The following is a 25,256-nucleotide window of genomic DNA, read 5'->3' on the forward strand; positions in this document are numbered from 1 at the left end:
CGGTGAATGTGGCTGTATGTTCCGTAGGAGGCCAGCCCCCTGGCCGATGGCGGCGCAGCCGCCTTATTGGGGGCCTGCGGCCCCTAGCGCGGCCAAGGCCGACGCCTACAATGTTGCCTTCTCTTCCAACCGCGCCATACCCTGTCGGTACAATATCCATGCGGTCACTCCGGCCAGCAGGTTGCCAATAAACGCCCCGGTCATCAGCCCGGCGACACCACCCAACCAGGCGCCGAGCCACAGGCACGGCAGATAAAAAGCAAACAACCGCAGTCCGGAGATCAGCAGCGCCCGCAGCGGCATGCCCAACGCATTGTTCACCGACACCATCAACATGCAGATACCAAGCGCCGGATAACTCAACGGCACCCGGAACAGTTAGGCGCGCAGCACGTTGCCAACCGAATCATCCGCGCTCACCAGCGGCACCACCAACCCAGAGGTCAACAGCCACACCAGACTGACGCCCAGTTGCCAGGCCAGCACAAACAGGGCCGCCAGCCGAATCAACCGTCGCGCTGCTGCCAGTTCACCACTGCCCACCAGTCTGCCCACCATGGGCGGCATGGACATGGTCAGCGCCAGCACAACGACCAGCGAGAAAAACTCCAGCCGTGTGCCCAGCCCCCAGGCTGCCACGGCCGAGGCCCCAAAACCGGCGACCAACCCGGTCGCCAGCATGGCCGACACCGGCGGCAGCAACTGGCTGACCATGGCCGGCGCGCCGATCGAGGAGACCTGCCGGATAGTGCGCCAGATGGCAAAGCCCTGCAGGTCGAAGGCTATCCATTGACGATGCCACAGGCGCGGATAGGTCACCATGCAGGCGATGGTAAACGCCGCTATGGTGGCCCAGGCGGCTCCCGGCAATCCCCAGCCGAAGGTAAAGATGAACAGCGGATCAAGCAGCATGTTGAGCACACTGCCCACCATCATCATCAGGCCGGGAAAGCGGGTATCCCCCTGTGCCCGGTGCAGGCTGTAGCCCATGTACATGACCGCACCCAACCAGGCCGCACCCAACCAGACGGACCAGAATTCGTCGATTACCGGCCGGATCTCGGGCCCGGCTCCCAGAACCGTCAGCAACGGGCCGCGCACGACCCAGAGGAGCAGACAAAGAGCGCCGGCAGAAACAGCCCCAAGAATGGCCACCACGCCCCCCTGACGCCGCGCCAGCAGCGCATCGCCCGCGCCCAGTGTGCGCGAAATGATCGCCGTCACGGCAATTCCCAGCCCCACCTGAAAGCCGGTAAAGCTCTGCTGGATCGGCACCGTAAAACCCAGGGCAGCCAAAGGCTCGACACCCAGGCGAGCAATCCAGAAGGCATCGACCAGGTGATAGCTCATCAGCGCCAGCACGCCGAAGATCATCGGCCAGGTCATATGGAACAGACTGCGCCCCAGCCCCTGGTCCAGCATGGTCCGGGTATCCATCAGGCAGTGACCCGCCTTTGACCGAGCCCTGTTTCAACACCAGTGGACAACAAACCGCTCAAAGACCGGACACCTTCTCCATCTTCTGCGCCAGGGCAAAATCCTTCTCGGAGATGCCATCCACGTCATGAGTGGTCAGCTGCACCTTGACCGTATTGTAGACATTGAACCACTCGGGATGGTGACGATGTTTTTCCGCCCAAATGGCGGCCTTGGTCATGAAACCGAAGGCCTCGATAAAATTGCGGAACTTGAAGGTCTTGGTCAGCTTGTCGTCTTCGAGCTGCCAGGGCTCTGCCAGATCCTGATTGAGCGTCTTCAATTCGGCACTGATTTCACTGTCACTGTAGGCTTTGAGGTCCATATCGCGTCTCATCGGTTCAGATCAGGGAATGGCAGGATAAGTCATCACTCTGAAAGTTCAAAACTCCAACTCCTGACGTTGCCTGCGAGGCTGGACAGCTTCGCTTACACCAGCACTTTACGCCAGAAGGTCTATCGGCTAGGTTAGCGCCATGACCCGACTCATTGCTGCGGCACACCGCTCCGGATTCCTGGCCTGGTTTATTTGCCTGTGCCTGCTGTGGGCCATGCTGAGCGCCGGCCAGGGCTGGTATCTGGGGCTGCCCACCGCCTTTGGAGCCAGTGTGCTGGCGGCGGCCCTGAGACTGCCGGCTCCACGACCGGGTACCCTGCTGCGCCTGCCGCGCTTCATGGTCTTCTTTCTGCGTACCCTGTGGCATGGCGGATGGGATGTGGCACGCCGTGCACTGTCTCCCAATCTGCCCATTGCGCCGGCCTGGGAAAAATACCAACTGCAGGACCACTATCGGGATCATCCCCTCTACCCGCGGCTGCGCCTGCTGCTGTCCGCCATGGTAGGTCTGCTGCCGGGCACCCTGTCCACACACTACGACGAGCACACCCTGACTCTTCATGTGCTGGATGAACGCCAGGACTGGCGAGTTACCACCCTCAATCTGGAACAGGAGCTGGCGCGCCTGCTGGAGATGGAACCCTGATGATTATCCTGGCGACTGTTCTGCTGCTTACAGTACTGTTCGGCCTCTGGCGTGTGCTCAGGGGGCCAACCGCTGCCGATCGATTGCTGGCCATTCAACTGTTCGGCACTACCGGGGCTGCCTTTCTGCTGGTGCTGGCGATGCTGGTGGACATCAGAGCCCTGCGCGATGCGGCACTGGTAATCGCCCTGCTGGCCGCCGTGCTTTCGGCAGCACTGGTCCAGTATCTGCGCCGGCAGGAGAAGTCGAACTGATGGGCATGACGGTGATCACCCCTCTGCTTTACTGGCTCAGCTGGATTTTCCTGCTGCTGAGTGCCGGCTTTTTTATAGCGGGCACGGTTGGCATGCTGCGCTTTCCCGACATCTACAGCCGCCTGCATGCCGTGACCAAGGCCGATACGCTGGGCCTGGGGCTGCTGGTCATCGGGCTGTCGCTGCGCGCAGACGACCTGTACAGCGTGGGCATCATGATCCTGATCTGGCTGCTGGTCATGGGTTCCGGGGCCACCGCCTGCCAGCTACTGGCGCGCTACGGCAGAGAATCCGAGGGCGACACGGAGGCTGACGATGTCGCTTCATGAATGGATGCTGGACGGCACGCTTGGCCTGCTGGTACTGATTCTGGCGGTGGCCGTACTGCATGTGCGCAGCCTGTATATCAGTATCGTGCTGTTTATCGCCTTCGGGCTGTTGCTCGCCCTGATCTGGGCCAGGCTGGGGGCACCCGACCTGGCGCTGGCTGAAGCCGCCATTGGCGCCGGCCTCACCGGCACTCTGCTGCTGGCCGCCTATGGGCGGGTGTCCGAGCGTCGACGCAAAGCGGAAGAACCGCTGGACTGGCACGCCGGCCCTGCCCTGTTGCTCAGCCTGATCATTGCGGTGATTCTGATGCGGGCCGTCTGGCCGCTGCCGGATCTGGATTCTGCGCTGGTACCAGCGGTCGCTGACCAGATGGCTCAATCAGGGGTCGGTCATCCGGTGACAGCCGTGCTGCTCAGCTTTCGGGCCTGGGATACGCTGCTTGAGCTGCTGGTCTTGCTGCTCGCCTTCATGGCGGTGCGCCAATTGCTGCCCTCACTGCCCCGCCAACCGGAAGCCTGGCCGCTGCTGCAGGCCTGGAGTCGTCTGCTGGCTCCGCTGTCCGTTTTGATTGGCGGCTATCTGCTATGGCGCGGCAGCGCCGATCCGGGCGGTGCTTTTCAAGCCGGTGCGCTGCTGGCAGCAGGGGCGATTCTGTTGCGCCTGACCGGCTTGCTGCCGGCGCTGGGGTGGCATCATTTCTGGATCAGAGCCCTCATTCTTGGCGGCTGCATGGTATTTCTGGCGATTGGCGTGGCCGGCTACTGGCTGGGCACCGGTTTTCTCGGGTATGCGGACGGCTGGGCCGGACCGCTGATTCTGTTGATCGAAGTGTTTGCCACTCTCTCCATTGCCACCACACTCACCCTGCTGGTGATCGGCGAAACCCGGGAGGTACGCGAATGACCCAGGTGCTGTTCTACCTGATCCTCGGGGTGTGCCTCTGGGCACTGGGTCTTTATGGTCTCCTGCGCCTGAAAGAATCCATCCGTCGCATCATCAGCGTCAATATCATGGGCAGTGGCGTGTTCATGGTGATGGTCGCGCTGGCCGCACGCTCGGAAGATCCCGACCCGGTGATGCATGCGCTGGTGGTCACCGGGCTGGTGGTCGCCATCAGCGCCACAGCCTTTGCCTTGCGGCTGTCGGTGGCCGATGTTCAGGAGGATGATCAATGACCGCCGCGCTCATCGCGCTGTTGTTGCCCCTGTTCACTGCCCTGTGTCTGTTGCTCCTGCGCAGTCGTTCCGGCGTTCTGGTCATTGTGACCAGCCTGCTCACACTGCTCGCCGCCGCCTGGTCACTGTATGATGTAACGGTCAATGGTCCTCAGTGGCTGGAGCTGGGTGATTGGCCGCCACCGCTGGCCATCCGTTTTCAGCTGCAACCCATCACCGCGCTGCTGCTGGTTTTCAGCGCCATGATTCATCTGCTGGTGGCCGTTTATGCCGCCGGCAGTCAGCACAGCAAAACTCGCTATACCGACTTCTGGCCGCTGTCCTGTCTGCTGCAGGGTAGCCTGAATGCGTTGTGGCTGTCCGGCGACCTGTTCAACTGGTATGTCACGCTGGAGCTACTCGGGCTGGCTGCCGTGGCGCTGGTCGCCTTGTCCGGGCGCAAGGCCTATGGACCGGCGCTAAACTATCTGCTGCTGTCGCTGGGGGCGTCGCTGGTCTACCTGCTTGGCGTTGCTCTGGCCTACGGCCGCTATGGCGTGCTCGATATCTCGCTGCTTGGCGCAATGACCGAGGCCGATACCACTACCCGTATTGCCTGGTGGCTGATGACCCTGGGTCTGATGCTCAAGGCCGCTCTGTGGCCATTTCACCTTTGGCTGCCGCGCGCCCATGCCAGTGCGCCCACGGCTGTCAGTGCCCTGCTCTCGGCGCTGGTGGTCAAGGGTCCACTGTTCATTCTGTGGCGTCTGTGGAGCGAAGGAGCACCCACCGAACTCGCTGTCGAAGCCGGGCCTGTGCTGGCTGTGGCCGGCATTGCGGCGCTGATCCTGGGCGGCTGGTCGGCACTGCGCACCCCGTGGCTGAAAAGCCTGGTGGCTTATTCCACGGTGGCCCAGCTGGGCTATGCGCTTATGGCCCTCGGGTTGCTGATGTACTGGCAACTGCCAGCGCTGGATGCGGCCCTGTGGCTGTTCGTGCTGGCTCACGGCCTGGCCAAGGCGTCCATGTTTCTGGCGGCGGGAGAACTGCAGGCCTCATTGGGCAGCAAGCGGGTGTCAGCCCTGCGCGGCACCACGGAGACCATGCCGGTGGCCATGTTTGCCTTTGCCGTGGCCGGCGGCAGTCTGATCGGGCTGCCACCCAGCGGTGGCTTTCTGGCCAAGTGGCTGCTGCTGGAACCCATGTTCGAGACCGTGAACCACTGGCCTTGGGTGGTCGGTATTCTGCTCGGCACATTGATCAGTGCGGGCTATGTGTTCCGGGTCGTGGCGCTGGCCTTTGACCGCGCAGACCCGGTGCCACCCGATTTCAGTCCGGACCGCTTTGCGCACTGGCTGGCGTTGTTGCCGGCGCTGGTGGTCTGGGGCCTGGCCCTGATCAGTGAACCCCTGATTCACTGGCTGACCGGGGTGCCTTTATGATCGAGACTGCAACGACCTGGACCAACTGGGTACCGCTGGCCATTGTGCTCAGCTCTCTGCTGCCCGGTCTGTTCATCTTTACCCTGCGTGAAGACCAGGTTGCCCTGCGCACGACCCTGAACCTGATCGGGGCGGTGCTCAAGCTGGTATTGGTGGGTGTCATGCTGTGGGGTGTTGCCCGCGGCATGGAGTTCCGCTTTGCCCTGCCCTTCCTGCCCAACGGCCTGCTGATCCTCAAGGGTGATGCCCTGTCACTGCAGTTTGTCACTCTGTCTGCCGTGCTCTGGCTGACCACCACCCTGTATGCCATCGGCTATCTGGAAGGCGCGCCGCTGCGCTCGCGCTTCTTCGGCTATTTCTCGCTCTGTGTCAGCGCCACGGCAGGGCTGGCCCTGGCGGGCAATCTGGTCACCTTCGTGTTGTTCTATGAATTGCTGACCCTGGCCACCTTCCCGCTGGTGGTGCATCGGGGCACGGTTGAGGCCCTGCGCGCCGGACGCATCTATCTGGCCTACACCCTGGGTGGCGGCACCTTGGCCCTGCTCGGCGCCGTGCTGCTGCATACCCAGGGGGGCAGCCCGGCCTTTGTTCCCGGGGGCTATCTGCCGGCGGCCGGAGAAGACTCCCAATTGATCCTGACCCTGGCCTTTGGTCTGCTGATTGCCGGGTTCGGGGTCAAGGCGGCGCTGTTTCCGCTGCACGGCTGGTTGCCTACGGCCATGGTGGCACCGGCCCCGGTCAGTGCGCTGCTGCATGCGGTGGCCGTGGTCAAGGCCGGGGCTTTCGGCATTGTGCGTGTGGTCTATGATGTCTACGGCGTGGAACTGATGACGGCCATGGACCTGGCGCAGCCGCTGCTGTGGCTGGCCTGCTTTACTATCCTCTATGGGTCGGTGCGTGCCCTGTTCCAGACCGACCTGAAAAAGCGACTGGCTTTCTCGACCGTCAGTCAGGTGTCTTATGTCACGCTTGGCGTGGCACTGCTCGGCCCGATTGGAGCCGTAGGCGGTCTGGTGCATCTGGTGCATCAGGGTCTGATGAAGGTGACCTTGTTCTATTGTGCGGGCAATTTCGCCGAAACGCTGCATATCCACAAGATTCGCGAAATGGATGGGGTCGGCAAGCGCATGCCCCTGACCATGGCCGCCTTCACCGTCGGCGCGCTGGGTATGATCGGCGTACCACCGGTGGCCGGGTTTATCAGCAAGTGGTATCTGGGTCTGGGCGCGCTGGAGGTCGGTGCCGACTGGGTGCTGCTGGTGCTGGTCGGGTCCGGCCTGCTCAATGCCCTGTATTTCCTCCCTATTCTGTATCGCGGCTGGTTTGCGCCGCCGCCGGCGCGCTGGGCGCATGACGAAAAACTGGGCACCGGGCAGCCCGGGCTGGGTGAAACCCACTGGATGCTGCTCTGGCCGGCGCTGATCACCGCCTCTCTGGCGCTGCTGGTCGGCATTCTGGCCGGTACCGACCTCAGTCCGCTCAACTGGGCGCAACTCACCGTCAATCTGGAGTTCGATCTGTGATGGCCTGGCTCTGGTTGCTGATTCCGCTGACGCCCCTGCTGCTGGTGCCCATCCTGATGCGCTGGCCAAAGCTGCGCTCTGTGGTCTGGCTGGCACCGCTGCCTGCACTGCCCCTGGCGTTCATGCGTCCGGACACATTGGTGCTGCCGGGGTTATGGCCGGGCGCGCAACTGGGCATTGCTGACGGACTGAGCGCCATACTGCTGCTGTTCACCGCCGCTCTGTGGCTGGCCGCCGGGCTGTGCGCGGTATCCGGGCATGCCAAGGACCCGCATGCCCGGCGTTTCTGGGTGTTCTGGTTGCTGTCGATGACGGGCAATCTGCTGCTGATCCTGGCGCAGGACGGCGCCAGCTTCTATGTCGGCTTCACGTTGATGAGCCTGTCCGCCTTCGGCCTGGTGATCCACAACGGCACCACAGAATCCCGGCGCGCCGGGCGCTTGTATCTGCAACTGGCGATAGTCGGTGAATTGCTGCTGTTCATGGGGCTGATGCTGCGTGTTCACGAAGCCGACGGCAGCATGCTGCTGACAGCCTGGCAGGAGACCCCCGCCGGCCTGCCGACCCTGATCTGCCTGCTGATCGGGTTCGGTCTCAAGGCCGGTTTCTGGCCGTTGCATGTATGGCTGCCAGCGGCCCACCCGGCGGCACCGGCAGCGGCCAGTGCGGTGCTGTCGGGGGCCATGATCAAGGCGGGTATCATTGGCCTGTGGCGCTTCATGCCGCGCGGCAGTGGCGAGGAAGTGATGAGCCTGCCGGCCTCGGTGGCGCCCTGGCTGTTGGCCATCGGGTTGATCAGTGCTTTCTACGGTGTGGCTGTGGGCTTGCTGCAGACCCGCGACAAGACCGCGCTAGCCTATTCGTCGGTTAGCCAGATGGGTTATCTGCTGGTGCTGGTCGCCCTGCTGCTGTCGCAGTCGGTGTCTGTCGAAGCCCTCGGTCTGCTGCTGGGCTTTTATGTGGTGCATCACGGGCTGGCCAAGGGCGCGCTGTTTCTGGGTGCCGGCATGGCCCATGAATACCGGTTGAGTCGGGTACACTGGGTGCTTATGGCACTGCCTGCGGTGGCACTGGCAGGCTTCCCGCTGACCACCGGGGCGGTAGCCAAGAGCCTGCTCAAGGATCAGGTGGGCAACAGTGCGTTTGCCGCGTGGGAGATACTGTTCTATGTCGGCTCAATGGCAACGTTGCTGCTGGTCAGCCGGGCTCTGTGGCTGATCTGGCGTAGCCAGCCCGGCGGGCCGCCGGCTACTATGCCGCTGCCGTGGAAGCTGGGCTGGGGCAGCCTGTGTCTGGCGGCGCCTGTGCTGCCCTGGTTGTGGCCTGATCTCAGAGTGGCACTGCTGGATACCTTGAGCCTTTATGGCCTGTGGGGGCTGATGTGGCCGTTGCTCTTGGGTGCAGTGGTGATTGCCCTGGTCGTCAGATTCAATCCGCAGTGGCATCTGGAGCGGCTGGCACGGTATCAGCCGGGTCTGGTGCTGTCATTGAGACTGCGTCGGTGGTTGCAGACGCGCCCGGTGGCGCGGGATCCGATGCTGCCGGAGCGCCCTGTGCGTATGCCCTGGGCCGGATGGCGTAACCTTGAACGACGCTGGAATCGCCTGGGGCGGGATGTGGTTCAGGTGTCGGCCTGGGTGATGGCGTTGGGGTTGTTGTGGGTGCTGCTGTAGGCGCCGGCCTTGTCCGCGCTAGGGGCCGCAGGCCCCTTCCATGGGCGGCTACGCCGCCGAGCGCGATTGACATCGCTGGCCTACAACGGAGGCACATCTGTAGGCGCAGGCCTTGGCCGCGCTCGGGGCCGCAGGCCCCTCACCCATGCCTCTTGGGTGTAATCGCAGCAAACAACTGATCCACGGTCACGGCGAGCAACCCGATCAACACGGCGCCCTGAACGGTATACGCCAGATTGCCATTGATCAGCCCGGCAATCACCGGGTCGCCGAGGGTGCGGGCACCGATCGTGGAGCCGATAGCTGCGGTGGCAATATTGATCGTCACCGAGGTTCGAATTCCCGCCAACATGACTGGCAGTGCCAGCGGCAGCTCCACCCGGACGAGCACCTGTAGCGGCGACATGCCCATGCCGCGTGCGGACTCTCGCACCGCCGGATCAATATCATTCAACCCGACCAGTGTGTTGCGCATGATCGGCAGCAGACCATAGAGCACCAGACTCAGTATCACCGGCTTGGCGCCGAACCCCAGCAGCGGCACACTCAGCGCCAGCACAGCGACCGGCGGGAAGGTCTGGCCGATCGAAGCCACCTGACTGACCAGCGGCAGAAAGTCCCGCCCCCAACCGCGGGTCACAATGATCCCGGTGCCGACCCCGATCACAATAGCCATCGCCGCCGACACGGCCACCAGTTGCATATGATTGAGCAGCAGAAAGGCAAACGCATCCCGCTGGTAGATGACCTGACGCTGACCAGGCTCCAGCCAGCGAAAGAAACCCTCCAGGTGCGGCATACCCCAAACCGCCAGGCCCAGACACAACACCCACCCCAGCGTGATCAGCCAGACAGGGTTCAACTGCCAGGCTGCAGCCAAAGGGTATGGACGCTGATTCATGCCTTCGACTCCGACAGCCGACACAGCTGATCCAGTGTCACCTCGCCCACCAATTGGCCTTGCTCATTGCGCACCGGCAGACAGTTTTGACCCGACCAGAGCATCGCGGAAAGAGCTGTGCGGGCACTGTCGCTGAGGTTGAGCACGGTCTGGCCCCGCGCTGCGGTGCCAATCCACTTGTCATCTGGTTGCACCACCTCGGCCAATGTTTTCAGACCCGCCAACTTGAGCCCTCGATCCTGGCTGCCCAGCAGGGACTCGACATAACCATTGGCCGGTTGGCGCAGCAGGGTTTCCGGGCTGGCCAGTTGCACCAGTCGCCCTTCGTGCATCACGCCAACATGAGTGGCCAGTTTCAGAGCCTCATCCATGTCGTGCGTGACGAACACCACTGTCTTGCGCAGCCGGGACTGAATGCGCAGCATCTCGTTCTGCAGGTGTTCGCGTGTGATGGGGTCCAGGGCGCCAAAGGGCTCGTCCATCAGCAGGATGTCCGGATCGGCAGCCAGCGCCCGGGCCACCCCGACACGCTGCGCCTGGCCACCCGACAACTGACTGGGGTACTTGTGCCAGAAGGTGCCTTCGTCCAGCCCCAACAGGGCCATCAGTTCGCGGGTCCGTTCCTGGACCTTCGCTTTGGGCCAGCCCAGCAGATTGGGGACCAGCCCGATATTGGCCGCTACCGTCCAGTGCGGAAACAGGCCGGTGCTCTGGATGGCATAGCCGATACGACGCCGCAGGGTCTGCTCATTGAACTGACTGATTTGCTGCCCGTCGATATGAATCTGCCCGCCATCATGTGGCAGGAGCTTGTTGATCATGCGCAGTGTGGTCGATTTGCCGCAGCCGGAGGTCCCGACCAGAGCACAAAAAGCACCGGTGGGCACGGTCAGATGCAGATCGCGCACCGCCGCACGACCGCCAAACAGTTTGGTGACACCGATCAGCTCGATCATGACGTGGCAACCTCCTTGCGATAGCCGGCAGTCAGTGCCGCCAGCGCGGTAAATATCATGTCGGCCAACAGGGCCAGCAGTATGGTGGGAATGGCACCGAGCAGGATGAGTTCATTGGCGGCCTGCCCCAGGCCCTGAAAGATGAAGGTGCCAAAGCCGCCGGCGCCGATCAGCGCCGCCACGGCGGTAAGACCGATGGCCTGTATCGTGGTGATGCGCACGCCCTCCAGAACCACCGGTACGGCCAGCGGCAAGCGCACACGCACAAAGGCCTGCAATGGGCTCATGCCCATGCCGCGCGCCGCTTCCATGACGCCGGCCGGCACCCCGTCGAGCGCCACCCAGGTGTTGCGCACCATGGGCAACAAACTGTAGCCGATCAGCGCCAGCACGGCCGGTGCCCAGCCGATACCGCGGATACCGAACTGCTGCAGCCACGGGAACTGGGCAGACAGCGCACTCAACGGCGCGATCAGCAGCCCGAACAGAGCCAGACTGGGGATGGTCTGGAAAAAGCTCAGCACGCCCAGCACCGGCTTCTGCCAGCTGGGGCGCCGCAGGATCTGCACCGCCAGCCCGAAGCCCATCACCAGGCTGACGCCAACGGCGCCGCCAACCAGCATCAGATGGCCGCGCAAGGCAGTACCAAACTGACGGCTGCGGCTCTGGTACTCACGCAGCAGAGCCAGTTCATCAAGACGACCGGTAGAGATGAACCAGAACAGACTGCCCAGTACCACCGCCATCACCAGCAACCGCCAGTGCGTGCCGGCGCGTAGCCGCTGCAAGACTTCGATAATCATCAGACAAAGCAGAAATACCAGAGCCCAGAAACCGGCACCAAGGCCAATCCGTGCGATCGGCTGATCGGCCGGCACATGACGCTGTGCAGCCCAGTGCAGGGCCAGCGGCAACAGGGCAAGCAGTAAGGTGGCCAGAGCCAGAGTGAGCCAAAAGCGCGGCGACGTGATACGCCAGGCATTAAGCAGAATGGCCAGCACCCCGCCACTGAGCAGCAGCGCCCCGGGCCAGCCTAGAGCAGCGACCAGAGACTGGCCGGTGCCCGGCATGATGCGGTTGGGCTGGACGCTGACAAAATCCAGGCCCCAGAGCGCTGCCAGCGCAGCGAAAGGCAGCGCCAGCAGAACTCGATTGGTCTGTGCCTTCACAGACATCGAATCAGGATTACTGGCTGACCCGATCAATAAAGTCGCGAGCTACCTGCTGCGGATCAAGACCGTTGACTGCCACATCTCCGTTCATCTGCTGCAGGGTCTCCAGGTCCATGGCGGCAAACAGCGGCGCCAGAATGTCTTCGATCTCGGGGTACTGCTGCAGCACGGATTCACGAATGATCGGTGCCGGCTCATAAACAGGCTGCACGCCCAGAGTATCTTCGAGCACTCGCAGTTGCAGTGCCTGCAGGCCGCCGTCCGTGCCATAAGTCATGGCTGCATTGACGCCGTCGGTCTGCTGCGCCGCCGCCCGCATGGTGGCCGCCGTATTACCCCCGGCCAGCACCACCAACTGGTTGGAGCTCAGTTCAAATCCATAGGCCTCCTGAAACGCGGGCAAGGCACTCGGAGATTCAACGAACTCTGCGCTGCCGGCAAAGCGGAAATCACCGCCGGCATTCAGGTAGTCGGCCAGATCTTCAAGCGTCTCCAGGCCGGCAGAGCTGGCCAGATCTTCGCGCACACTGATCGCCCAGGTGTTGTTGGCCGGTGCCGGGCGCAGCCAGACGATTTTATTGGCGTCGTAATCCAGCTCTTTTACTCGTTCATAGGCGGTGTCGGCATTGTTCCAGTCCGGGCTGTCGGCTTCATCAAAGAAAAAGGCGCCGTTGCCGGTGTACTCCGGATAGATGTCGATTTCACCAGCGGCAATCGCATCGCGCACGATATTAGTGGCGCCGAGCTGGATACGGTCTTCAACCTGGATGCCGGCATCCTGCAGCGCGAGGTAGATAATGTTGCCGATCACCGACCCTTCAGTATCAATTTTGGATGACACCACCACCGAGTCGGCAGCAGCGTATGACACGGTCATACCCAGCGTCAGAATGGAAGCGGCGGCTGTTTTCAGCATAAGATGGGGGTTCACGGCAAATCCTCGCAGTGGTGAATTCGGGGGAATAGTTTTTGGGATACGGCCTGACAGGCCAGTCATGATTGTTCAGAAAACAGTATAGGTAAGGTCAACAGAGGATGAAAGGGGCCTGCGGCCCCTAGCGCGGGCAAGCCCTGCGCCTACAAATGTGGCTCCGTGTAGGCGCTGATTTATCTGCGCTCGGCGGCGCAGCCGCCCAATCAAAGGGGCCTGCGGCCCCTAGCGCGGCCAAGGCCAGCGCCTACAAATGTGGCTCCGTGTAGGCGCTGATTTATCTGCGCTCGGCGGCGCAGCCGCCCAATCAAAGGGGCCTGCGGCCCCTAGCGCGGCCAAGGCCAGCGCCTACAAATGTGGCTCCGTGTAGGCGCTGATTTATCTGCGCTCGGCGGCGCAGCCGCCCAATCAAAGGGGCCTGCGGCCCCTAGCGCGGCCAAGGCCGGCGCCTACAAATGTGGCTCCGTGTAGGCGCTGATTTATCTGCGCTCGGCGGCGATAGCCGCCCAATCAAAGGGGCCTGCGGCCCCTAGCGCGGGCAAGCCCTGCGCCTACAGTTTGGCCTCAATCGCTGGTCGGTTGAGAAAACTCGCAGTGATCTTCAACGCCCAGCAACACGATGCCATAAATGCCCTGACTCTCCGTGTCGACATCATCTTCATCATCAATGCCATCTGACTGAAGCGCTGCGATATCGATAAACACGACATCAAAGATTTCTGCACCCTCGTCGTCTTCTGTCACTCGACCGACAAAGAAGCCTTCAGTGTCTTCAAGTATCTCCCCATAACCGCGAGCTACGCCGACGCCCTGAGAATAGAGGAACGTCGTGTTCGGGTTGACCTTGCTGTACAGCCGTGGCGCTTCATCGAGACCATTGATTCCCAGACGAACCCACTTGTACTGATTGTCACTTTCCAGACCGGCTACACCGTCGTCGGTATCATAAAGGTGATACTCATACACGACGCGTTCTATGTCTCCGATATCGGTTTCCAGCACGCCATTGGTAGGCCAGTCATCATCGCCCAGACCAGTTATGTCGCAAACCAGACGCTCGGTAGCCTTGCTTGCGTCAGCCTCGAAAAGCTCGAAGCGCCGGGTGTCTTCACCCTTTTTACAGACAAGACGATCCAGCACACCGCTTACAATGGTGTTGATGTTGCAAGTCCAGCCGGCACCGTTGTCGCCAATGTCCAGGTCGTAGCAAAGGTAATCTTCATCCCGGCCGGAAGACTTGATGCCACCATTGCCATCGGATTCGCCAAACTGATAACGGATCGGGATCTGATGCTCCAGACAGCCTGTATCACCGTTATCAAACGGCCGGAAATCGGCGCGATAGCCAAACTCCTTGCCATTGTCCATTTCGGAATCACAGACACGTTTGGTTTCAGTGGTTTCGGTAAAAGGGGCGCCTGACTTCAGTTCGAAGTCGTAACAGCTGTCATTGCGCGACACCTTCAAGGTGATGCCAAGCGGCAAAGAATCGTTCCAGGAGAGATCCCTGTTCAAATCAGGAGAGGGGTGAGCACCACTGCCACTGCCAGTACCGCCGTTGCTGTTGCTGCCACTGGAACTGCTGCTTGACGAGCTTGAATCGCGAAAGCAGCCCGTAAGCGCCAGCAGGGTTATACACAATAGCGTAAAGAGTAACGCGCCACGAGGGCTGAACAATCGACTTGCCTTGTCGACTTTACACGTTCCATTTGTATTGAAAATCCACATCCGTATGTACCTCAGAGGGTTTGATTTGACTTGCACCTAACAGTGTATATCAGCGCCCAACACCCCTGCAAGAGCCCTAACCATGGGGGTTGTCATGGTTTGTACAGATTGTCCGTAAAGGGCAATTTGCATTCAGAATTGGCGAATTCCGTCTGTCTGCCAGGCCACATAAACTGCTCAAAATGCGAACTATTTACTTTCGTTTACTCTCGATTTTTGTATGATGCCAAAGTTGGTGTTGCAGCAAGCACAGCCATCAACCTGGGATTTTCCTGACAGGAGTCATCCAACCCCTTTGCCAGGACTACTGAATGTCTTTACGTGTGCTTACAAGTATCAAGCCGTCGAATACAGTAAATGCCGCTTTTAAAGTGCTCACGATGACCGCCGCTTTGCTGGTCACAGGATGCAATATGGAACTGGGCCGCAGCAGCAGCAGTGGCGGCGGCTCCGTTACACTGACCTGGTCGCAGCCTACCGAACGCGTCAATGGCAGTCCGCTGACCGATGATGATATCAGTGGCTACACCATTCGTTACCGCAGCTCGTCCAACGTCAGCTTCAACACAATATTTGTGGAAAACTGCCGCAGTAACAGTTGCACTTACAAGGTCGAAGACCTGAGCAATCCGTCAGAGTATGATTTTCAGGTCGCCGCCGTGGACTCGGTCGGCCTGCACAGTGAATTTGTATCCGCTGAAAACTGAACCCTGACAAGCCTGCCCTTCCGGCTTGCTGTCGGTGGCGTGATCTGACAAGACCCCGTCAGTTCGCGCCGCCAATCCTACCTCAATTCATTTCCCTTCTGCACACTATCTTTACGGTTATAGCGTTTCTTTATTCTGGTTCCCACGCTCACTCCGTCTCCTCAATTCATGCTTTTCGAGCCGGCAGTGTCAACAAGCGCGGAACCAGTTCACATATTGACAGTCTTGCAGACGTTTTTTTGACTCTGAGCTCGAAATAACCCTCTGAATGCCGTCGAAACCCCACTATTTTACGACCATTTGTAGCAAGAGACCTCCATCACAGAACGCATACACAAAGCCTCTTAGACTGGCAGTCAATTAATCGCCAACAAAGAGGACTATTTAATGACGCATCTCCGGATTCTGGCCCTTCCGCTGCTTCTGGCAGTGCTGACAGGTTGCCAGGTGGAGCTTGACACAGGAAGTCAGGATCAAAGCCAGGGATCGTCAGACACCTCCACCTCCTCGACAGGCACTGCTGCTGCAGACACTGACACTACGTCGAACGATTCAGGCGTGCTCAGCGTTTCACTGCAGTGGTCGCCCCCGTATGAACGGGTCAACGGTTCACCCTTGAGTCACGACGATATTGGCGGCTATGAAATCCGCTACCGGTCAACGGACAGCGACAGCTACACCGTGGTAATGATTGATGACCCGGTGACCCAGCGGTATTATTTCGATGATCTGTCATCCGATGGAGACTACATTTTCAAGGTTGCTGTCTTTGACCGTAACGGACTCTACAGCGAATTCGTTACCGCAACGCCCTGACGCTATTCCGCTCTATTGTTTGCTCCTGTTGTTGCACCCCTCGCCAAGGATGGCATTTTTGTCGGATTATTATACACTGCAGTATTGATTTCATTCGCAGTTCGGCAAGCAAGGACAGCCCGCCATGGCTTATAACGACGTCACGCTCATTGCGTATTCAAGCGCTGGCGCTCTATCGCTGATTTTCACCCTGTTCCTGTTTTACGCTGCGGTGGCTGAACGCTGGAAGTGGCCAATAGCCGTAGCCGCCGCCGTGCAAACAGCCTGGTTGGTCACCCTGTCTGCGTCTCTGGCCAATCAGCAGGTCAGCAATGACAGCATACTGGCCATGGAGGCCGCCCACTTTCTTACCTGGATTCTGGGGCTCAATCTGGCGCTGCGCCTGTTGCGGCCTGAACAATGGCCGATTCATCTTAAAATCTCCCTGTTGATCGGCGTGCTGGCCTACGCTGTGGCTCTGGTCGACATCTTTATCAGCCCTTTTGATACCACCACTGTCTACTTCTTCTGCTTCCTGGTGCTCTCTCTTGTCGCACTGGTCAGCCTTGAGCAGTTGGTACGCAATGCACGCAGCGGTCGCTTTATCAAGCTACTGGGCATCAGCCTTGCCCTGGTGTTCCTTTTCAACGTCTATCTTTATGCCCAGGGCATTATCAATCGTCGCGTTGACCTGATAGCGTGGCAGGCCCGAGCTGCCCTGCTGATGGCATCGTCTGTGCTGGTGGTCGGTGCCGGCCTGCTGTTCCGCGACAGTGACACACAGCCGACCGGACTGGGCATTTCGCGGCCGGTTGCGTTCTACTCGACGTCTTTGGTGCTCAGTTCCGCCTCTGTGATTCTTCTGGCCATCGGCGGCTACTATGTGCGCTCCATGGGTGGCCACTGGGGCATCTACATTTTCACCCTGATGCTGTTTTTCTCGCTGATCGCCCTGTCCGCGCTGTTTCTGTCCAACAGTGTCCGCTCTGTCCTGCAGGTCTGGATCAGCAAGCACTTTTTCCGGCACAAGTATGATTATCGGCGCGAATGGCTCAGCGTGATCAGGGCCTTGTCCAACGAGCCCAGCTCAGATCATGTCTATGAGACGGTGTATCAGGTGATTGCGACCACCTTTCAGTCGACCGGCGGTGAGGTATGGATCCGCCAGGGCATGCAGTATCGCAAGGTCTACAGCCGCACCGGTCAACCCACAGTGATGGCAGACCTGGTGCCCAGTGACCACCCTTTCATCACTGTCATGCAGGACCATGAATGGATTTTTGCACCACAAGCGGAGGGCGGCCCGCTGGCAGATCACAACCATACGATACCGGAATGGGTGCGTTCCCATCAGGATGTGCAATTGATCCTGCCGTTGATTGCCCAGAGCCAACTCGTCGGATTTGCACTGCTGGAGAAAGAGGGCCTCGATGCCGACCTGACCTGGGAAGATCTGGATATCCTCAAGACGGTCGGCCGCCAACTGGCCAACCACATACTGATTCACCAGCAGGAACAGCAGTTGTCGGAAGCCCGCCAACTGGACACCTACAACAAGCTGTCGGCCTTCATCATGCACGACCTGAACAACCTGGTGGCGCAGCTGGATCTGGTGGTGAAGAATTCCGCGCGGCACAAGCAGAACCCGGCCTTCATTGACGACATGATCCTGACGGTAACCAACGCCGTCAACAGAATGAAAATACTGATGCAGAAATTTGGCCGCTCGGATCATGATGCACCGACCCGATTCTCCGTTTTCGAGGCGGTACAGGCCAGTATCGATGCCTGCAAGGGCAATGTGCCGCCGGCCAGACTGGCGCTGAACGGGCAGGACCAGGATATACAAGCAGACCGGGAACGCTTTATACTGGCGATCAAACACCTGATAAAAAATGCACAGGAAGCAACATCCGAGACGGGCACAGTTGATGTGTCAGTGTCTACACAGCCTGATGGGGGTCTGATGATCTCCATTGACGACACGGGCACCGGCATGAGCCAGGAGTTCATCGAACACCAGTTGTTCAAGCCTTTCGAAACCACCAAAACAGGCCAGGGAATTGGTATTGGTGTCTACCTGACCCGCAGCTATCTGGAAGAACTAGGCGCCAACCTGGAAGTGGACAGCGCCCCCGGTTACGGCACCTGCATGACCATAAGATTCGAAACCGACCACCAAAGCGATTTCGCTACCAGTGAACGGATGACAGTAACGGACTGAGCTAACATGGAACATCAGGAACGCGTGATACTCATCATCGAGGACGATGAGGGGTTGCAAAGCCAGCTCAAGTGGCACTTTGATGATTTTGATACCACCATCGTCACCGTCGCCAACAGAGAGGCCGCCCTTACGGCCGTGCGTCAGCATGAGCCCATGGTGGTCATTCAGGACCTGGGCCTGCCACCCGACCCGGACGGTGTTACCGAAGGCTTCCGCTGCCTGGCTGACATCCTCAAGCTCACCAGTTTTGCCAAGGTTATCGTGCTCACCGGCAAGGGCGAGCGCGAAAATGCGCTGCGCGCCATTGAACTCGGGGCATTCGACTTCTACACCAAACCCATTGATACCACCGAGCTTGACCATGTTGTGGGGCGCGCCTTCCATGTGGCGGACCTGGAGGCCGAAAACCGCCACATGCAGAAAGTCCGCGGCGCCGAGGGCGGTCTGGTGACACGCCATCCGGATATGCTCAAGCTCTGCCGGGTAATCGAAAAAATCGCTCCTTCGGAAGTCACTGCCACCCTGATCGGCGAGAGCGGCACCGGCAAGGAAGTGATGGCCCAGATGCTTCATCAGCTCAGCACCCGCAGCAAAGAACGTTTTGTGGCCATCAACTGCGCTGCGATTCCGGAAAACCTGATGGAAAGCGAGCTGTTCGGCTACGAAAAAGGGGCCTTTACCGGTGCCGACAAGATGCGCCCCGGCAAGATCGAATCTGCCGATGGCGGCACCCTGTTTCTGGATGAAATCGGCGACATGCCGCTGTCCCTGCAGGCCAAACTGCTGCGCTTTCTGCAGGAGCGCCATATTGAAAGAGTGGGGGCGCGTAAATCCATGTCCGTCGATGTGCGCGTGCTCTGTGCCACCAACAAGAACCTGGAATCCATGGTCAAGGACGGCACTTTTCGCGAAGACCTTTATTACCGTATTTCCGAGATGGTTTTCGACATTCCGCCGCTGCGCGAAAGAGACGGTGACAAGGCCCTGCTGGCGCGCCATTTTCTCAACAAATATGCGGTAGACCAGTACGCGCGGGTAACCGGCTTCTCCGACGAGGCCATTGCGGCCATCGAGCGCTACAACTGGCCGGGCAATGTGCGCGAAATGGAAAACAAGGTCAAAAAGGCCATCATTCTGGCTGAAGGCAAAATCATTCAGGCCGACGACCTTGGACTGTCGACAACCAGCACCGCCATGGCGTCGCTCAACCTCCGGGACGCGCGACAGGAAGCCGAACGCAAAGCGGTCATGCAGGCCCTGTCGATTACCGACAACAATGTTTCGGCGGCCGCCAAATACCTGGGTATCACGCGACCGACCCTATATGACATGCTTAAGAAATACTCACTGACACCGGATAATTGATTCGGACAGCTCATGGAACACCACGGAGAGAGCACCATGACCAAGTTACCTCGCACTCGCCACCTGCTGATACTGCCCACACTCTTTCTGGCCCTCGTGATCGCGGGCTGCTCGAGCAACAACGCTGAATCACAGGCAGCCGAACACCTTGAGCGGGCTGATGTCTATGCCAGCCAGGGGCAGTACCGCTCAGCGCTGATAGAACTCAGAAACGCACTGCAGAAAGACCCGGAAAATGTCGCGCATGCGCTCAGCCTGGCAGACATCTATCTGTCGGTTGGCGCCAGTGACCTTGTTCTTGAATCCCTTCAGCCCTGGAAGGAAGACGAACCTCATGCCGTTGCCATTCCGATGGCTCGAGCCCATGTAAATCTTGGCCGCCATGTTTCAGCCGAAGACATGCTGTCGGACTTCAGCCCCGAAACACCCGAGGAAACACTGGACTACGAGCTGGTCCGGGCTGATATAGAGCGCCTGCGTGGCAACTACGAGGCCTCTGCTGATCAATTTTCTACCCTGCTCGAAGCCAATCCCGGCAGCATCAGGGCTGCACGCGGTCTGATCACTGCACTGATCGCTCAGGAAGAGCTGAATCAGGCCGATCAGGTTGCCAGTGACTGGATGTCAGAGCATGGCAAGGATTCCGAATTACTCTATGCACGAGGCTTCGTGGCGTATCAGAACAACGCACTTGATGCGACCTCCGATCTGCTGACTGAAGCCCTGGAAGAGCTGCCCTCTTCCGATACCTTCCTGCCCATTAGGCGCCAGATCCTGACCCTGCTTTCACGCACTGCCACCGAGCAGGGCCAGATGACCGATGCCCAGATCTACAACCGCATTCTGGCTGAAAATACCAATGTCGACCTCGAACGCGGTATGGAAACCGCGATGGAAGCCATTGCTGAAGGTGATCTGGATACAGCGCGCAGCACACTGGAGACCATGCTGCAGCAAAACCCGAACAACAGCATGGTTGGCATGATGCTGGGTGCCGTTGCGCTGGAACAGGGCGACATCGAAGAGGGTGAGTCGCTGCTCTCGGAGTCCATCGATGCCGAGACCAGCCCGGTGCCCTTCCTGCAGATGATGACCATGGCGCAGGTAGATCGCGGGCGCAGAGAGCAGGCACTGGCCACTCTGGAGCGGGCGCTTCTGGCGCGCCCGTCCGATGTGGACCTGCTGGCCATGCATGGGGTGCTGGCACTGGCTGAACCCGCATCAGCCGACCGAGGTGTGGCCAGCCTGTCCAAGGCACTGGAAATCGACAACCGCCGTACCCGGCTGCGCATGGCACTGGCACAGCACCATCTCCAGAACAACCGCACAGAACAGGCGCTTGGTCAATTGCGTTCAGCCTTCTCTACCAACGCGACCGACTGGCCGGTTACCAACTTCTATCTGTCCACTCTGGTCGACAATGACCTTGACAGCGAAGTCAGTGAAGTCCGCGATGTGCTGAGCAGCAACCATGGCGATGCCGATTTTGCCCAGTTGTTGATTGCACTGGCTGATTATCAGCTGGGTGACACCAGCGGTTCCATACAGCGTCTGGAGCAGCTGACATCCGGCCTTGAAGGCAGTTGGGCTGAACCGCACCAGGCGCTTGCCGGCCTGTATCGCGCCGAGGGCCGCAACGCTGATGCCATCGAGCAGTATGTTATGGCAGCCCGACGCAATCCTGCACAACCAGCACCCCTGCAGGAAGCAACACGGCTTTATCTGCGCAATAACAACGTTGCCGACACTGCTGATTGGCTGAATGATATTGCCAACAACACACCGGCTCTGGCCCCGCCCGCCAACACCATCGCCGCAGACCTGTTTCTGCAGAGCGGCGACATCCAGGCTGCGCGCCAGCGAATTGAACGAGCATCGACCAGCGAGACTGACTATCAGGCCCGCGTTCGCGCACGTATTCTGACTGCCGAAGCAGAGCAGGCTCAATCTGATGGCAACTACAACCAGGCTGCATCAAAACTGGCCGAAGCCATCAGTCTGCAGCCAGACAACCAAGGGTATCGACTGTTGCTGGCTCGCTCTAAAACCTCTGCACAGGAGTTTGGTGCCGCTCAAGAGACACTGGATCTGATCAGAGAGGAATTCGGACGCAGTGCCGCCTGGCTGGTTACTCAAGCTCAACTGACTGAGCAGCGCGACGGTGTCGAAGAAGCTTACGACTATCTCTCTGAAGAATGGCGCAATGAACCTGCTTCAGGCATGGCACAGGAGATGCTTCGCCTGGCAGGACGTGCTGCGCCGGAAGACATGCGGTCGATTGCCGAACAATGGACAGACTTGCAACCCAATAACGCCCAAGCCTGGCAGATCAGAGGCGACATGGCTCTTGGCGATGATGACCGCCCTGCCGCCATTGAGGCCTACAGAGAGGCGCTGAACCGCAACCCGAACAATGTCATAGCACTGAACAACCTGGCCTGGGTGCTTGGCGAGGAAGATGAGCCTGAAGCGATTGAGCTAGCTGCACGCGCCGCCGAACTGGCCCCTGACAATGCAGCCGTGCTGGACACTTACGGCTGGATACTGTTCCGTCAGGGTGATCCTGAGCAGGCGCAGGAGATTTTGCGTCAGGCTCATGAACTGGATCCAGACAACACCGACATCGCTCAGCATCTGGCCACAGTGGAAGACGCCCTGTAGGCAGTGTAAACCCACTCTGAAAGCCGGCGGACTTTTCGTCGGCTTTCTTTACACGCATTCACAAGACGCCTCTGAAACCCGCCTGCAGCAAGGCCACTAGTCATGGCACGATAAAAGCATGTACTTACAGGACGATTAGGGCGGAGCCCTAATCAGTCTTGCCAAATCTCTCGTGAGAGAGGGGCGGAAAGCCACGGACCTCACCGAGGTAGCCGGGTTGCATGGAAAGCTCAATACTTATATGGAGATATTGTATGATCATCCGATCATTGAAGACTGCTAGCCTCGCAGGTTTTACTGCGATCGCTCTCGCCGGTGCGGTGCAAGCAGCACCCATCATCAACGTCAGTGCCATGGGCAGCAATGCTGCCGAAAGCATGGCCAATGCTCAAGCAGCCGAAGCCGCGTTTCTGGCCTCACTGCACGCTGGCAGTGCTGTTACCGAGACTTTCGAGTCTTACTCTGCAGCAACCAGCAGTGGCGACCAGTTCACCAGCCTGACAACTGACGCCGCTTCGTTCAATTTCGACCTCGCTGGCTCTGGCGGCTTGTGTGCGAGCGCAACATTTGACTGTAATGGTGGCATGGCCATTCTTGACGCAGACACCACCCCGTTCTTCGGTCGTTTCCCGATGCCCGATGAAGCCGGCAACGTGAACTGGCTGGACAGTATGGACGCTCAGGAACTGACCGTCTCTCCGGCGGAAGGCTACAACTCGATCGGTTTCTACATGACCGACCCGAACGACGCCGGCGGCCGATTCGAGATTGGCGGTGAGACTTACGACTTCGGCAAGGTGTTCGGTAACAACGCCATTGGCTCTGGCTATGCGTTCTACGTCAGCATCTTTGACTCCGAAGGCCTGTCGCCTTTCACTATCTACACCAATAACGCGAGCGACGGTTATGGTATTGATAACGTGACAGTGGGTAACATGGCCAGTGTACCCGAGCCGGGTACCATGGCACTGCTCGCCCTCGGCATCGCCGGCCTGGGTGCGGCACGTCGCCGCCAAAAAGCTGCCTGACCTCCGGGTTGACAGCTAAAACAAAAAGCCAGCCTTGAGCTGGCTTTTTTGTTACCGACGGGCGCCGTCGGTTTTTTTTACACAAGATTCGAAAACCCCACTGAAACCCGCCTGTAGCAAGGCCTCCAGGACTGGCATGATAATCGCATGTTGTTCAGCGGACGATTAGGGCATAGCCATAATCAGATGCGCCAAACCCCTCGCGAGAGGGGGACGGAAAGCCACGGACCTTACTGAGGTGGCCGGGTTGCATGGAAAGCAAATAAAGTTCATGGGGATTACGAACATGGGAACAAATACAGTTGTGAAGTCACTGGTTGCAGCGTCAGCGTTTGCATTGGTGGCGGGCACTTCACAGGCTGCTGTGATCAGCTTTAGTGCTACTTACGGCAGTCACACGGACGGAGTTGCTCAGGCAGCCGAGGCGTCATTCCTCAGCTCTTTGCACAGCAGCTATATTACTGAAGATTTCAATGATCTTGCAGCCCTGGAAGCCGGAGCTTCCGGTGACTTGATTGGCGAAACCCTTGGTACTACCGACAAGACCCGGTGGCTGATGGCTGCCAGTTCATTCGACACCAAGGTCGGCACCTTCTCGATGACAGCGCCTGCTCCGAATCCCGGCAGCAACAACAACATCGAAGAAGACAAGTTGATGATTGAAGGGATGGCCAGCGACGGAGACGTTACCGGCGAGTATGGTCGATTTGTCAACTGGGATGGCGGCAATTGGCTGGACAGCAATGATGCCGACAAAATCACCTGGGATATCTCTACTGGCTCACCGTTCAACGCGCTTGGCTTCTACCTGTCTGATGCCAACGACCAGGGTGCACAGCTGAAGCTGAACTTTGCGGACGGTACCAGCACCGAATATCTGCAGATCATGCCTAACCTTGCCGACAAAAACCTGGCCTACGTCTCACTGACGTCCAGCCAGACCATCACAAGCGCCAGCCTGGTGTTCAACAATGGCGTTGGCAACAACGATGGCTTTGGTATTGACCGGGTCACAGTGGGTCGCGTACCCGAGCCGGGTACCATGGCACTGCTCGCCCTCGGCATTGCCGGCCTGGGTGCTGCACGTCGCCGCCAGAAAGCTGCCTGACCTTCAGGTTAACAGCTGAAATAGAAAAGCCAGCCTTGTGCTGGCTTTTTTTGTGGCCAAAAAAACCGCGATCTAAGTCGCGGTTTTTCTCTAAACAGCGCCAACCATCAGGCATTGCGGCGCCGGCGGGCCATTACCAATCCAGACAAGCCAGCACCCAGCAGTGCCAGCGTGCCTGGCTCCGGGACGCTCGCTGCTGCCGTGGCCAACTCAAACGCAACGCCATCCTGACTGCTCAACTGCACATGGTCGAAACGGCCGTTGAAAGAGAAATAGCCATCTGTCTCGTAGTTGACGTTACCTCCAGCCTCAGCAACATCAGAGCCGCCGTCATCACCCGCAATGACCGACATGGCATCAGAGCCTGTGAACATGCCAACCAATGTTTCTCCGGTGTAGAACTCGATGATGTTGTAGCTGTCGATCGAGCCCCAATAGAGCTCAAACGCACCATTCGTATCGAACACATTGATCGGGTCGATCGCACCCTCGGGATTATCTATGCTGCTGGTCACGTTGAAGGAGGTCACCGCCTCTTCGTTTCCAGTGTCCTCTCCCGGTGTCTTATAGAGGTTGTCCACTGACTCTGCCGGAGCCACCAGACCGCCACCATCAATGGTGTAACCGCCTGCGGCCAGGTCAACGCAGGTATCTGCGATACAGCTTTCCCCCAGATACTCTACGTTCAAGGGTATGGCCACGCCCTGTGCGTTCATGCCTACTGCCATGGTTGCAGTGGCAACCATGCCAGCCAGTGTGTTTTTCTTCAGTCTGCTTTTATCCACAGTGCATTCTGCCTTTCTGTCGTCCATTTTTCGAACCACCTCCGGTCCGATGCGATA

At 59.3% G+C, this 25,256-nt stretch carries 24 protein-coding genes and 2 riboswitches; of the genes, 15 read left to right on the forward strand and 9 right to left on the reverse strand.

The window, feature by feature from the left end; translation table 11 throughout:
- Window positions 1-105 precede the first annotated feature (105 nt).
- From LAT62_RS06340 to LAT62_RS06350, 3 genes are read right to left on the reverse strand one after another with little or no spacing between them, the layout of a single operon-like run.
- A complete protein-coding gene (locus LAT62_RS06340; protein WP_293380677.1) occupies window positions 106-336 on the reverse strand; it encodes a hypothetical protein in 231 nt (76 codons plus the stop codon).
- Between the two features lie 42 nt (window positions 337-378).
- On the reverse strand, window positions 379-1,437 hold the full coding sequence (locus LAT62_RS06345) for an MATE family efflux transporter (RefSeq protein WP_293380680.1): 1,059 nt from the start codon (window positions 1,435-1,437) through the stop codon (window positions 379-381).
- Window positions 1,438-1,495: 58 nt separating this feature from the next.
- Window positions 1,496-1,801 carry a 4a-hydroxytetrahydrobiopterin dehydratase gene (locus tag LAT62_RS06350; RefSeq protein WP_293380683.1) on the reverse strand — a complete coding sequence of 102 codons (306 nt, stop codon included), beginning with the start codon at window positions 1,799-1,801 and terminating at the stop codon, window positions 1,496-1,498.
- Window positions 1,802-1,952: 151 nt separating this feature from the next.
- Here LAT62_RS06350 and LAT62_RS06355 point away from each other — a divergent pair, with 151 nt between their 5' ends.
- The 8 genes from LAT62_RS06355 to LAT62_RS06390 are packed head-to-tail and all read left to right on the forward strand — an operon-like array spanning window position 1,953 to window position 8,835.
- Window positions 1,953-2,459, forward strand: a complete 507-nt coding sequence (locus LAT62_RS06355) for a Na+/H+ antiporter subunit E (protein WP_293380686.1) — start codon at window positions 1,953-1,955, stop codon at window positions 2,457-2,459.
- Window positions 2,459-2,713 (forward strand): monovalent cation/H+ antiporter complex subunit F, encoded by a 255-nt coding sequence (locus LAT62_RS06360; RefSeq protein WP_293380689.1) that lies wholly within the window; start codon window positions 2,459-2,461, stop codon window positions 2,711-2,713. The genes LAT62_RS06355 and LAT62_RS06360 overlap by 1 nt, the downstream gene beginning before the upstream one ends.
- A complete protein-coding gene (locus LAT62_RS06365; RefSeq protein WP_293380692.1) occupies window positions 2,713-3,042 on the forward strand; it encodes a monovalent cation/H(+) antiporter subunit G in 330 nt (109 codons plus the stop codon). Before LAT62_RS06360 ends, LAT62_RS06365 begins: the two co-directional genes overlap by 1 nt.
- On the forward strand, window positions 3,029-3,946 hold the full coding sequence (locus tag LAT62_RS06370) for a Na(+)/H(+) antiporter subunit B (RefSeq protein ID WP_293380695.1): 918 nt from the start codon (window positions 3,029-3,031) through the stop codon (window positions 3,944-3,946). The genes LAT62_RS06365 and LAT62_RS06370 overlap by 14 nt, the downstream gene beginning before the upstream one ends.
- The gene (locus LAT62_RS06375) at window positions 3,943-4,218 is read left to right on the forward strand and encodes an NADH-quinone oxidoreductase subunit K (protein WP_293380698.1); all 276 of its coding nucleotides are present in this window, start codon (window positions 3,943-3,945) and stop codon (window positions 4,216-4,218) included. The genes LAT62_RS06370 and LAT62_RS06375 overlap by 4 nt, the downstream gene beginning before the upstream one ends.
- Window positions 4,215-5,639 (forward strand): proton-conducting transporter membrane subunit, encoded by a 1,425-nt coding sequence (locus tag LAT62_RS06380; RefSeq protein WP_293380701.1) that lies wholly within the window; start codon window positions 4,215-4,217, stop codon window positions 5,637-5,639. Before LAT62_RS06375 ends, LAT62_RS06380 begins: the two co-directional genes overlap by 4 nt.
- On the forward strand, window positions 5,636-7,162 hold the full coding sequence (locus tag LAT62_RS06385; protein ID WP_293380704.1) for a proton-conducting transporter membrane subunit: 1,527 nt from the start codon (window positions 5,636-5,638) through the stop codon (window positions 7,160-7,162). Before LAT62_RS06380 ends, LAT62_RS06385 begins: the two co-directional genes overlap by 4 nt.
- Window positions 7,162-8,835, forward strand: coding sequence for a complex I subunit 5 family protein (locus LAT62_RS06390; protein WP_293380772.1), 1,674 nt, complete (start codon window positions 7,162-7,164; stop codon window positions 8,833-8,835). The genes LAT62_RS06385 and LAT62_RS06390 overlap by 1 nt, the downstream gene beginning before the upstream one ends.
- Window positions 8,836-8,974: 139 nt before the next feature.
- On the opposite strand, the gene LAT62_RS06395 is transcribed toward LAT62_RS06390, so the two are convergent.
- From LAT62_RS06395 to LAT62_RS06415, 5 genes are all read right to left on the reverse strand, one after another.
- The gene (locus LAT62_RS06395; protein ID WP_293380707.1) at window positions 8,975-9,736 is read right to left on the reverse strand and encodes an ABC transporter permease; all 762 of its coding nucleotides are present in this window, start codon (window positions 9,734-9,736) and stop codon (window positions 8,975-8,977) included.
- The gene (locus LAT62_RS06400) at window positions 9,733-10,692 is read right to left on the reverse strand and encodes an ABC transporter ATP-binding protein (RefSeq protein ID WP_293380710.1); all 960 of its coding nucleotides are present in this window, start codon (window positions 10,690-10,692) and stop codon (window positions 9,733-9,735) included. The genes LAT62_RS06395 and LAT62_RS06400 overlap by 4 nt, the downstream gene beginning before the upstream one ends.
- The gene (locus LAT62_RS06405; protein ID WP_293380713.1) at window positions 10,689-11,867 is read right to left on the reverse strand and encodes an ABC transporter permease; all 1,179 of its coding nucleotides are present in this window, start codon (window positions 11,865-11,867) and stop codon (window positions 10,689-10,691) included. Before LAT62_RS06405 ends, LAT62_RS06400 begins: the two co-directional genes overlap by 4 nt.
- Window positions 11,868-11,877: 10 nt before the next feature.
- Complete coding sequence (locus LAT62_RS06410) at window positions 11,878-12,741, reverse strand: ABC transporter substrate-binding protein (protein ID WP_293380775.1); 864 nt, start codon at window positions 12,739-12,741, stop codon at window positions 11,878-11,880.
- A gap of 618 nt (window positions 12,742-13,359) precedes the next feature.
- The gene (locus LAT62_RS06415) at window positions 13,360-14,280 is read right to left on the reverse strand and encodes a hypothetical protein (RefSeq protein WP_293380716.1); all 921 of its coding nucleotides are present in this window, start codon (window positions 14,278-14,280) and stop codon (window positions 13,360-13,362) included.
- Between the two features lie 656 nt (window positions 14,281-14,936).
- On the opposite strand from LAT62_RS06415, the gene LAT62_RS06420 reads away from it, so the two are divergent.
- From LAT62_RS06420 to LAT62_RS06450, 7 genes are all read left to right on the forward strand, one after another.
- Window positions 14,937-15,230 carry a fibronectin type III domain-containing protein gene (locus LAT62_RS06420; RefSeq protein ID WP_293380719.1) on the forward strand — a complete coding sequence of 98 codons (294 nt, stop codon included), beginning with the start codon at window positions 14,937-14,939 and terminating at the stop codon, window positions 15,228-15,230.
- 387 nt (window positions 15,231-15,617) lie between these two features.
- A complete protein-coding gene (locus LAT62_RS06425) occupies window positions 15,618-16,046 on the forward strand; it encodes a fibronectin type III domain-containing protein (RefSeq protein WP_293380722.1) in 429 nt (142 codons plus the stop codon).
- Window positions 16,047-16,170: 124 nt separating this feature from the next.
- Window positions 16,171-18,249 carry an XrtA/PEP-CTERM system histidine kinase PrsK gene (prsK, locus tag LAT62_RS06430; protein WP_293380725.1) on the forward strand — a complete coding sequence of 693 codons (2,079 nt, stop codon included), beginning with the start codon at window positions 16,171-16,173 and terminating at the stop codon, window positions 18,247-18,249.
- Window positions 18,250-18,255: 6 nt separating this feature from the next.
- On the forward strand, window positions 18,256-19,617 hold the full coding sequence (gene prsR / locus LAT62_RS06435; protein ID WP_293380728.1) for a PEP-CTERM-box response regulator transcription factor: 1,362 nt from the start codon (window positions 18,256-18,258) through the stop codon (window positions 19,615-19,617).
- 36 nt (window positions 19,618-19,653) lie between these two features.
- Entirely contained in the window at window positions 19,654-22,278 is a 2,625-nt protein-coding gene (locus tag LAT62_RS06440; RefSeq protein ID WP_293380731.1) for a tetratricopeptide repeat protein, read from the forward strand.
- Window positions 22,279-22,428: 150 nt separating this feature from the next.
- Window positions 22,429-22,503: riboswitch (cyclic di-GMP riboswitch) on the forward strand.
- A 29-nt stretch (window positions 22,504-22,532) separates the two neighbouring features.
- Window positions 22,533-23,306, forward strand: coding sequence for a PEP-CTERM sorting domain-containing protein (locus tag LAT62_RS06445; protein WP_293380734.1), 774 nt, complete (start codon window positions 22,533-22,535; stop codon window positions 23,304-23,306).
- Between the two features lie 180 nt (window positions 23,307-23,486).
- Window positions 23,487-23,561: riboswitch (cyclic di-GMP riboswitch) on the forward strand.
- 31 nt (window positions 23,562-23,592) lie between these two features.
- Window positions 23,593-24,414: a PEP-CTERM sorting domain-containing protein gene (locus tag LAT62_RS06450; protein ID WP_293380737.1), complete on the forward strand. Its 822-nt coding sequence runs from the start codon at window positions 23,593-23,595 to the stop codon at window positions 24,412-24,414.
- Between the two features lie 107 nt (window positions 24,415-24,521).
- Here the strand turns inward: LAT62_RS06450 and LAT62_RS06455 are convergent, their stop codons facing one another.
- The gene (locus tag LAT62_RS06455; protein WP_293380740.1) at window positions 24,522-25,199 is read right to left on the reverse strand and encodes a PEP-CTERM sorting domain-containing protein; all 678 of its coding nucleotides are present in this window, start codon (window positions 25,197-25,199) and stop codon (window positions 24,522-24,524) included.
- Window positions 25,200-25,256: the final 57 nt, after the last annotated feature.

The organism is Natronospirillum sp. (genome assembly GCF_022565775.1).
Classification (GTDB): Bacteria; Pseudomonadota; Gammaproteobacteria; order Pseudomonadales; family Natronospirillaceae; genus Natronospirillum.

Bases quoted from the DNA above. Each gene is read 5' to 3' on its own strand.
- LAT62_RS06400 (WP_293380710.1), bottom strand. From the start codon at position 10,692: ATGATCGAGCTGATCGGTGTCACCAAACTGTTTGGCGGTCGTGCGGCG.
- LAT62_RS06450 (WP_293380737.1), top strand. From the start codon at position 23,593: ATGGGAACAAATACAGTTGTGAAGTCACTGGTTGCAGCGTCAGCGTTT.
- LAT62_RS06370 (WP_293380695.1), top strand. From the start codon at position 3,029: ATGTCGCTTCATGAATGGATGCTGGACGGCACGCTTGGCCTGCTGGTA.
- LAT62_RS06420 (WP_293380719.1), top strand. From the start codon at position 14,937: ATGGAACTGGGCCGCAGCAGCAGCAGTGGCGGCGGCTCCGTTACACTG.
- prsK (WP_293380725.1), top strand. From the start codon at position 16,171: ATGGCTTATAACGACGTCACGCTCATTGCGTATTCAAGCGCTGGCGCT.
- LAT62_RS06405 (WP_293380713.1), bottom strand. From the start codon at position 11,867: ATGTCTGTGAAGGCACAGACCAATCGAGTTCTGCTGGCGCTGCCTTTC.
- LAT62_RS06380 (WP_293380701.1), top strand. From the start codon at position 4,215: ATGACCGCCGCGCTCATCGCGCTGTTGTTGCCCCTGTTCACTGCCCTG.
- LAT62_RS06445 (WP_293380734.1), top strand. From the start codon at position 22,533: ATGATCATCCGATCATTGAAGACTGCTAGCCTCGCAGGTTTTACTGCG.
- LAT62_RS06345 (WP_293380680.1), bottom strand. From the start codon at position 1,437: ATGGATACCCGGACCATGCTGGACCAGGGGCTGGGGCGCAGTCTGTTC.
- LAT62_RS06385 (WP_293380704.1), top strand. From the start codon at position 5,636: ATGATCGAGACTGCAACGACCTGGACCAACTGGGTACCGCTGGCCATT.
- LAT62_RS06350 (WP_293380683.1), bottom strand. From the start codon at position 1,801: ATGGACCTCAAAGCCTACAGTGACAGTGAAATCAGTGCCGAATTGAAG.
- LAT62_RS06365 (WP_293380692.1), top strand. From the start codon at position 2,713: ATGGGCATGACGGTGATCACCCCTCTGCTTTACTGGCTCAGCTGGATT.
- LAT62_RS06395 (WP_293380707.1), bottom strand. From the start codon at position 9,736: ATGAATCAGCGTCCATACCCTTTGGCTGCAGCCTGGCAGTTGAACCCT.
- prsR (WP_293380728.1), top strand. From the start codon at position 18,256: ATGGAACATCAGGAACGCGTGATACTCATCATCGAGGACGATGAGGGG.
- LAT62_RS06425 (WP_293380722.1), top strand. From the start codon at position 15,618: ATGACGCATCTCCGGATTCTGGCCCTTCCGCTGCTTCTGGCAGTGCTG.
- LAT62_RS06410 (WP_293380775.1), bottom strand. From the start codon at position 12,741: ATGACCGTGTCATACGCTGCTGCCGACTCGGTGGTGGTGTCATCCAAA.
- LAT62_RS06390 (WP_293380772.1), top strand. From the start codon at position 7,162: ATGGCCTGGCTCTGGTTGCTGATTCCGCTGACGCCCCTGCTGCTGGTG.
- LAT62_RS06340 (WP_293380677.1), bottom strand. From the start codon at position 336: ATGTTGATGGTGTCGGTGAACAATGCGTTGGGCATGCCGCTGCGGGCG.
- LAT62_RS06355 (WP_293380686.1), top strand. From the start codon at position 1,953: ATGACCCGACTCATTGCTGCGGCACACCGCTCCGGATTCCTGGCCTGG.
- LAT62_RS06375 (WP_293380698.1), top strand. From the start codon at position 3,943: ATGACCCAGGTGCTGTTCTACCTGATCCTCGGGGTGTGCCTCTGGGCA.
- LAT62_RS06360 (WP_293380689.1), top strand. From the start codon at position 2,459: ATGATTATCCTGGCGACTGTTCTGCTGCTTACAGTACTGTTCGGCCTC.
- LAT62_RS06440 (WP_293380731.1), top strand. From the start codon at position 19,654: ATGACCAAGTTACCTCGCACTCGCCACCTGCTGATACTGCCCACACTC.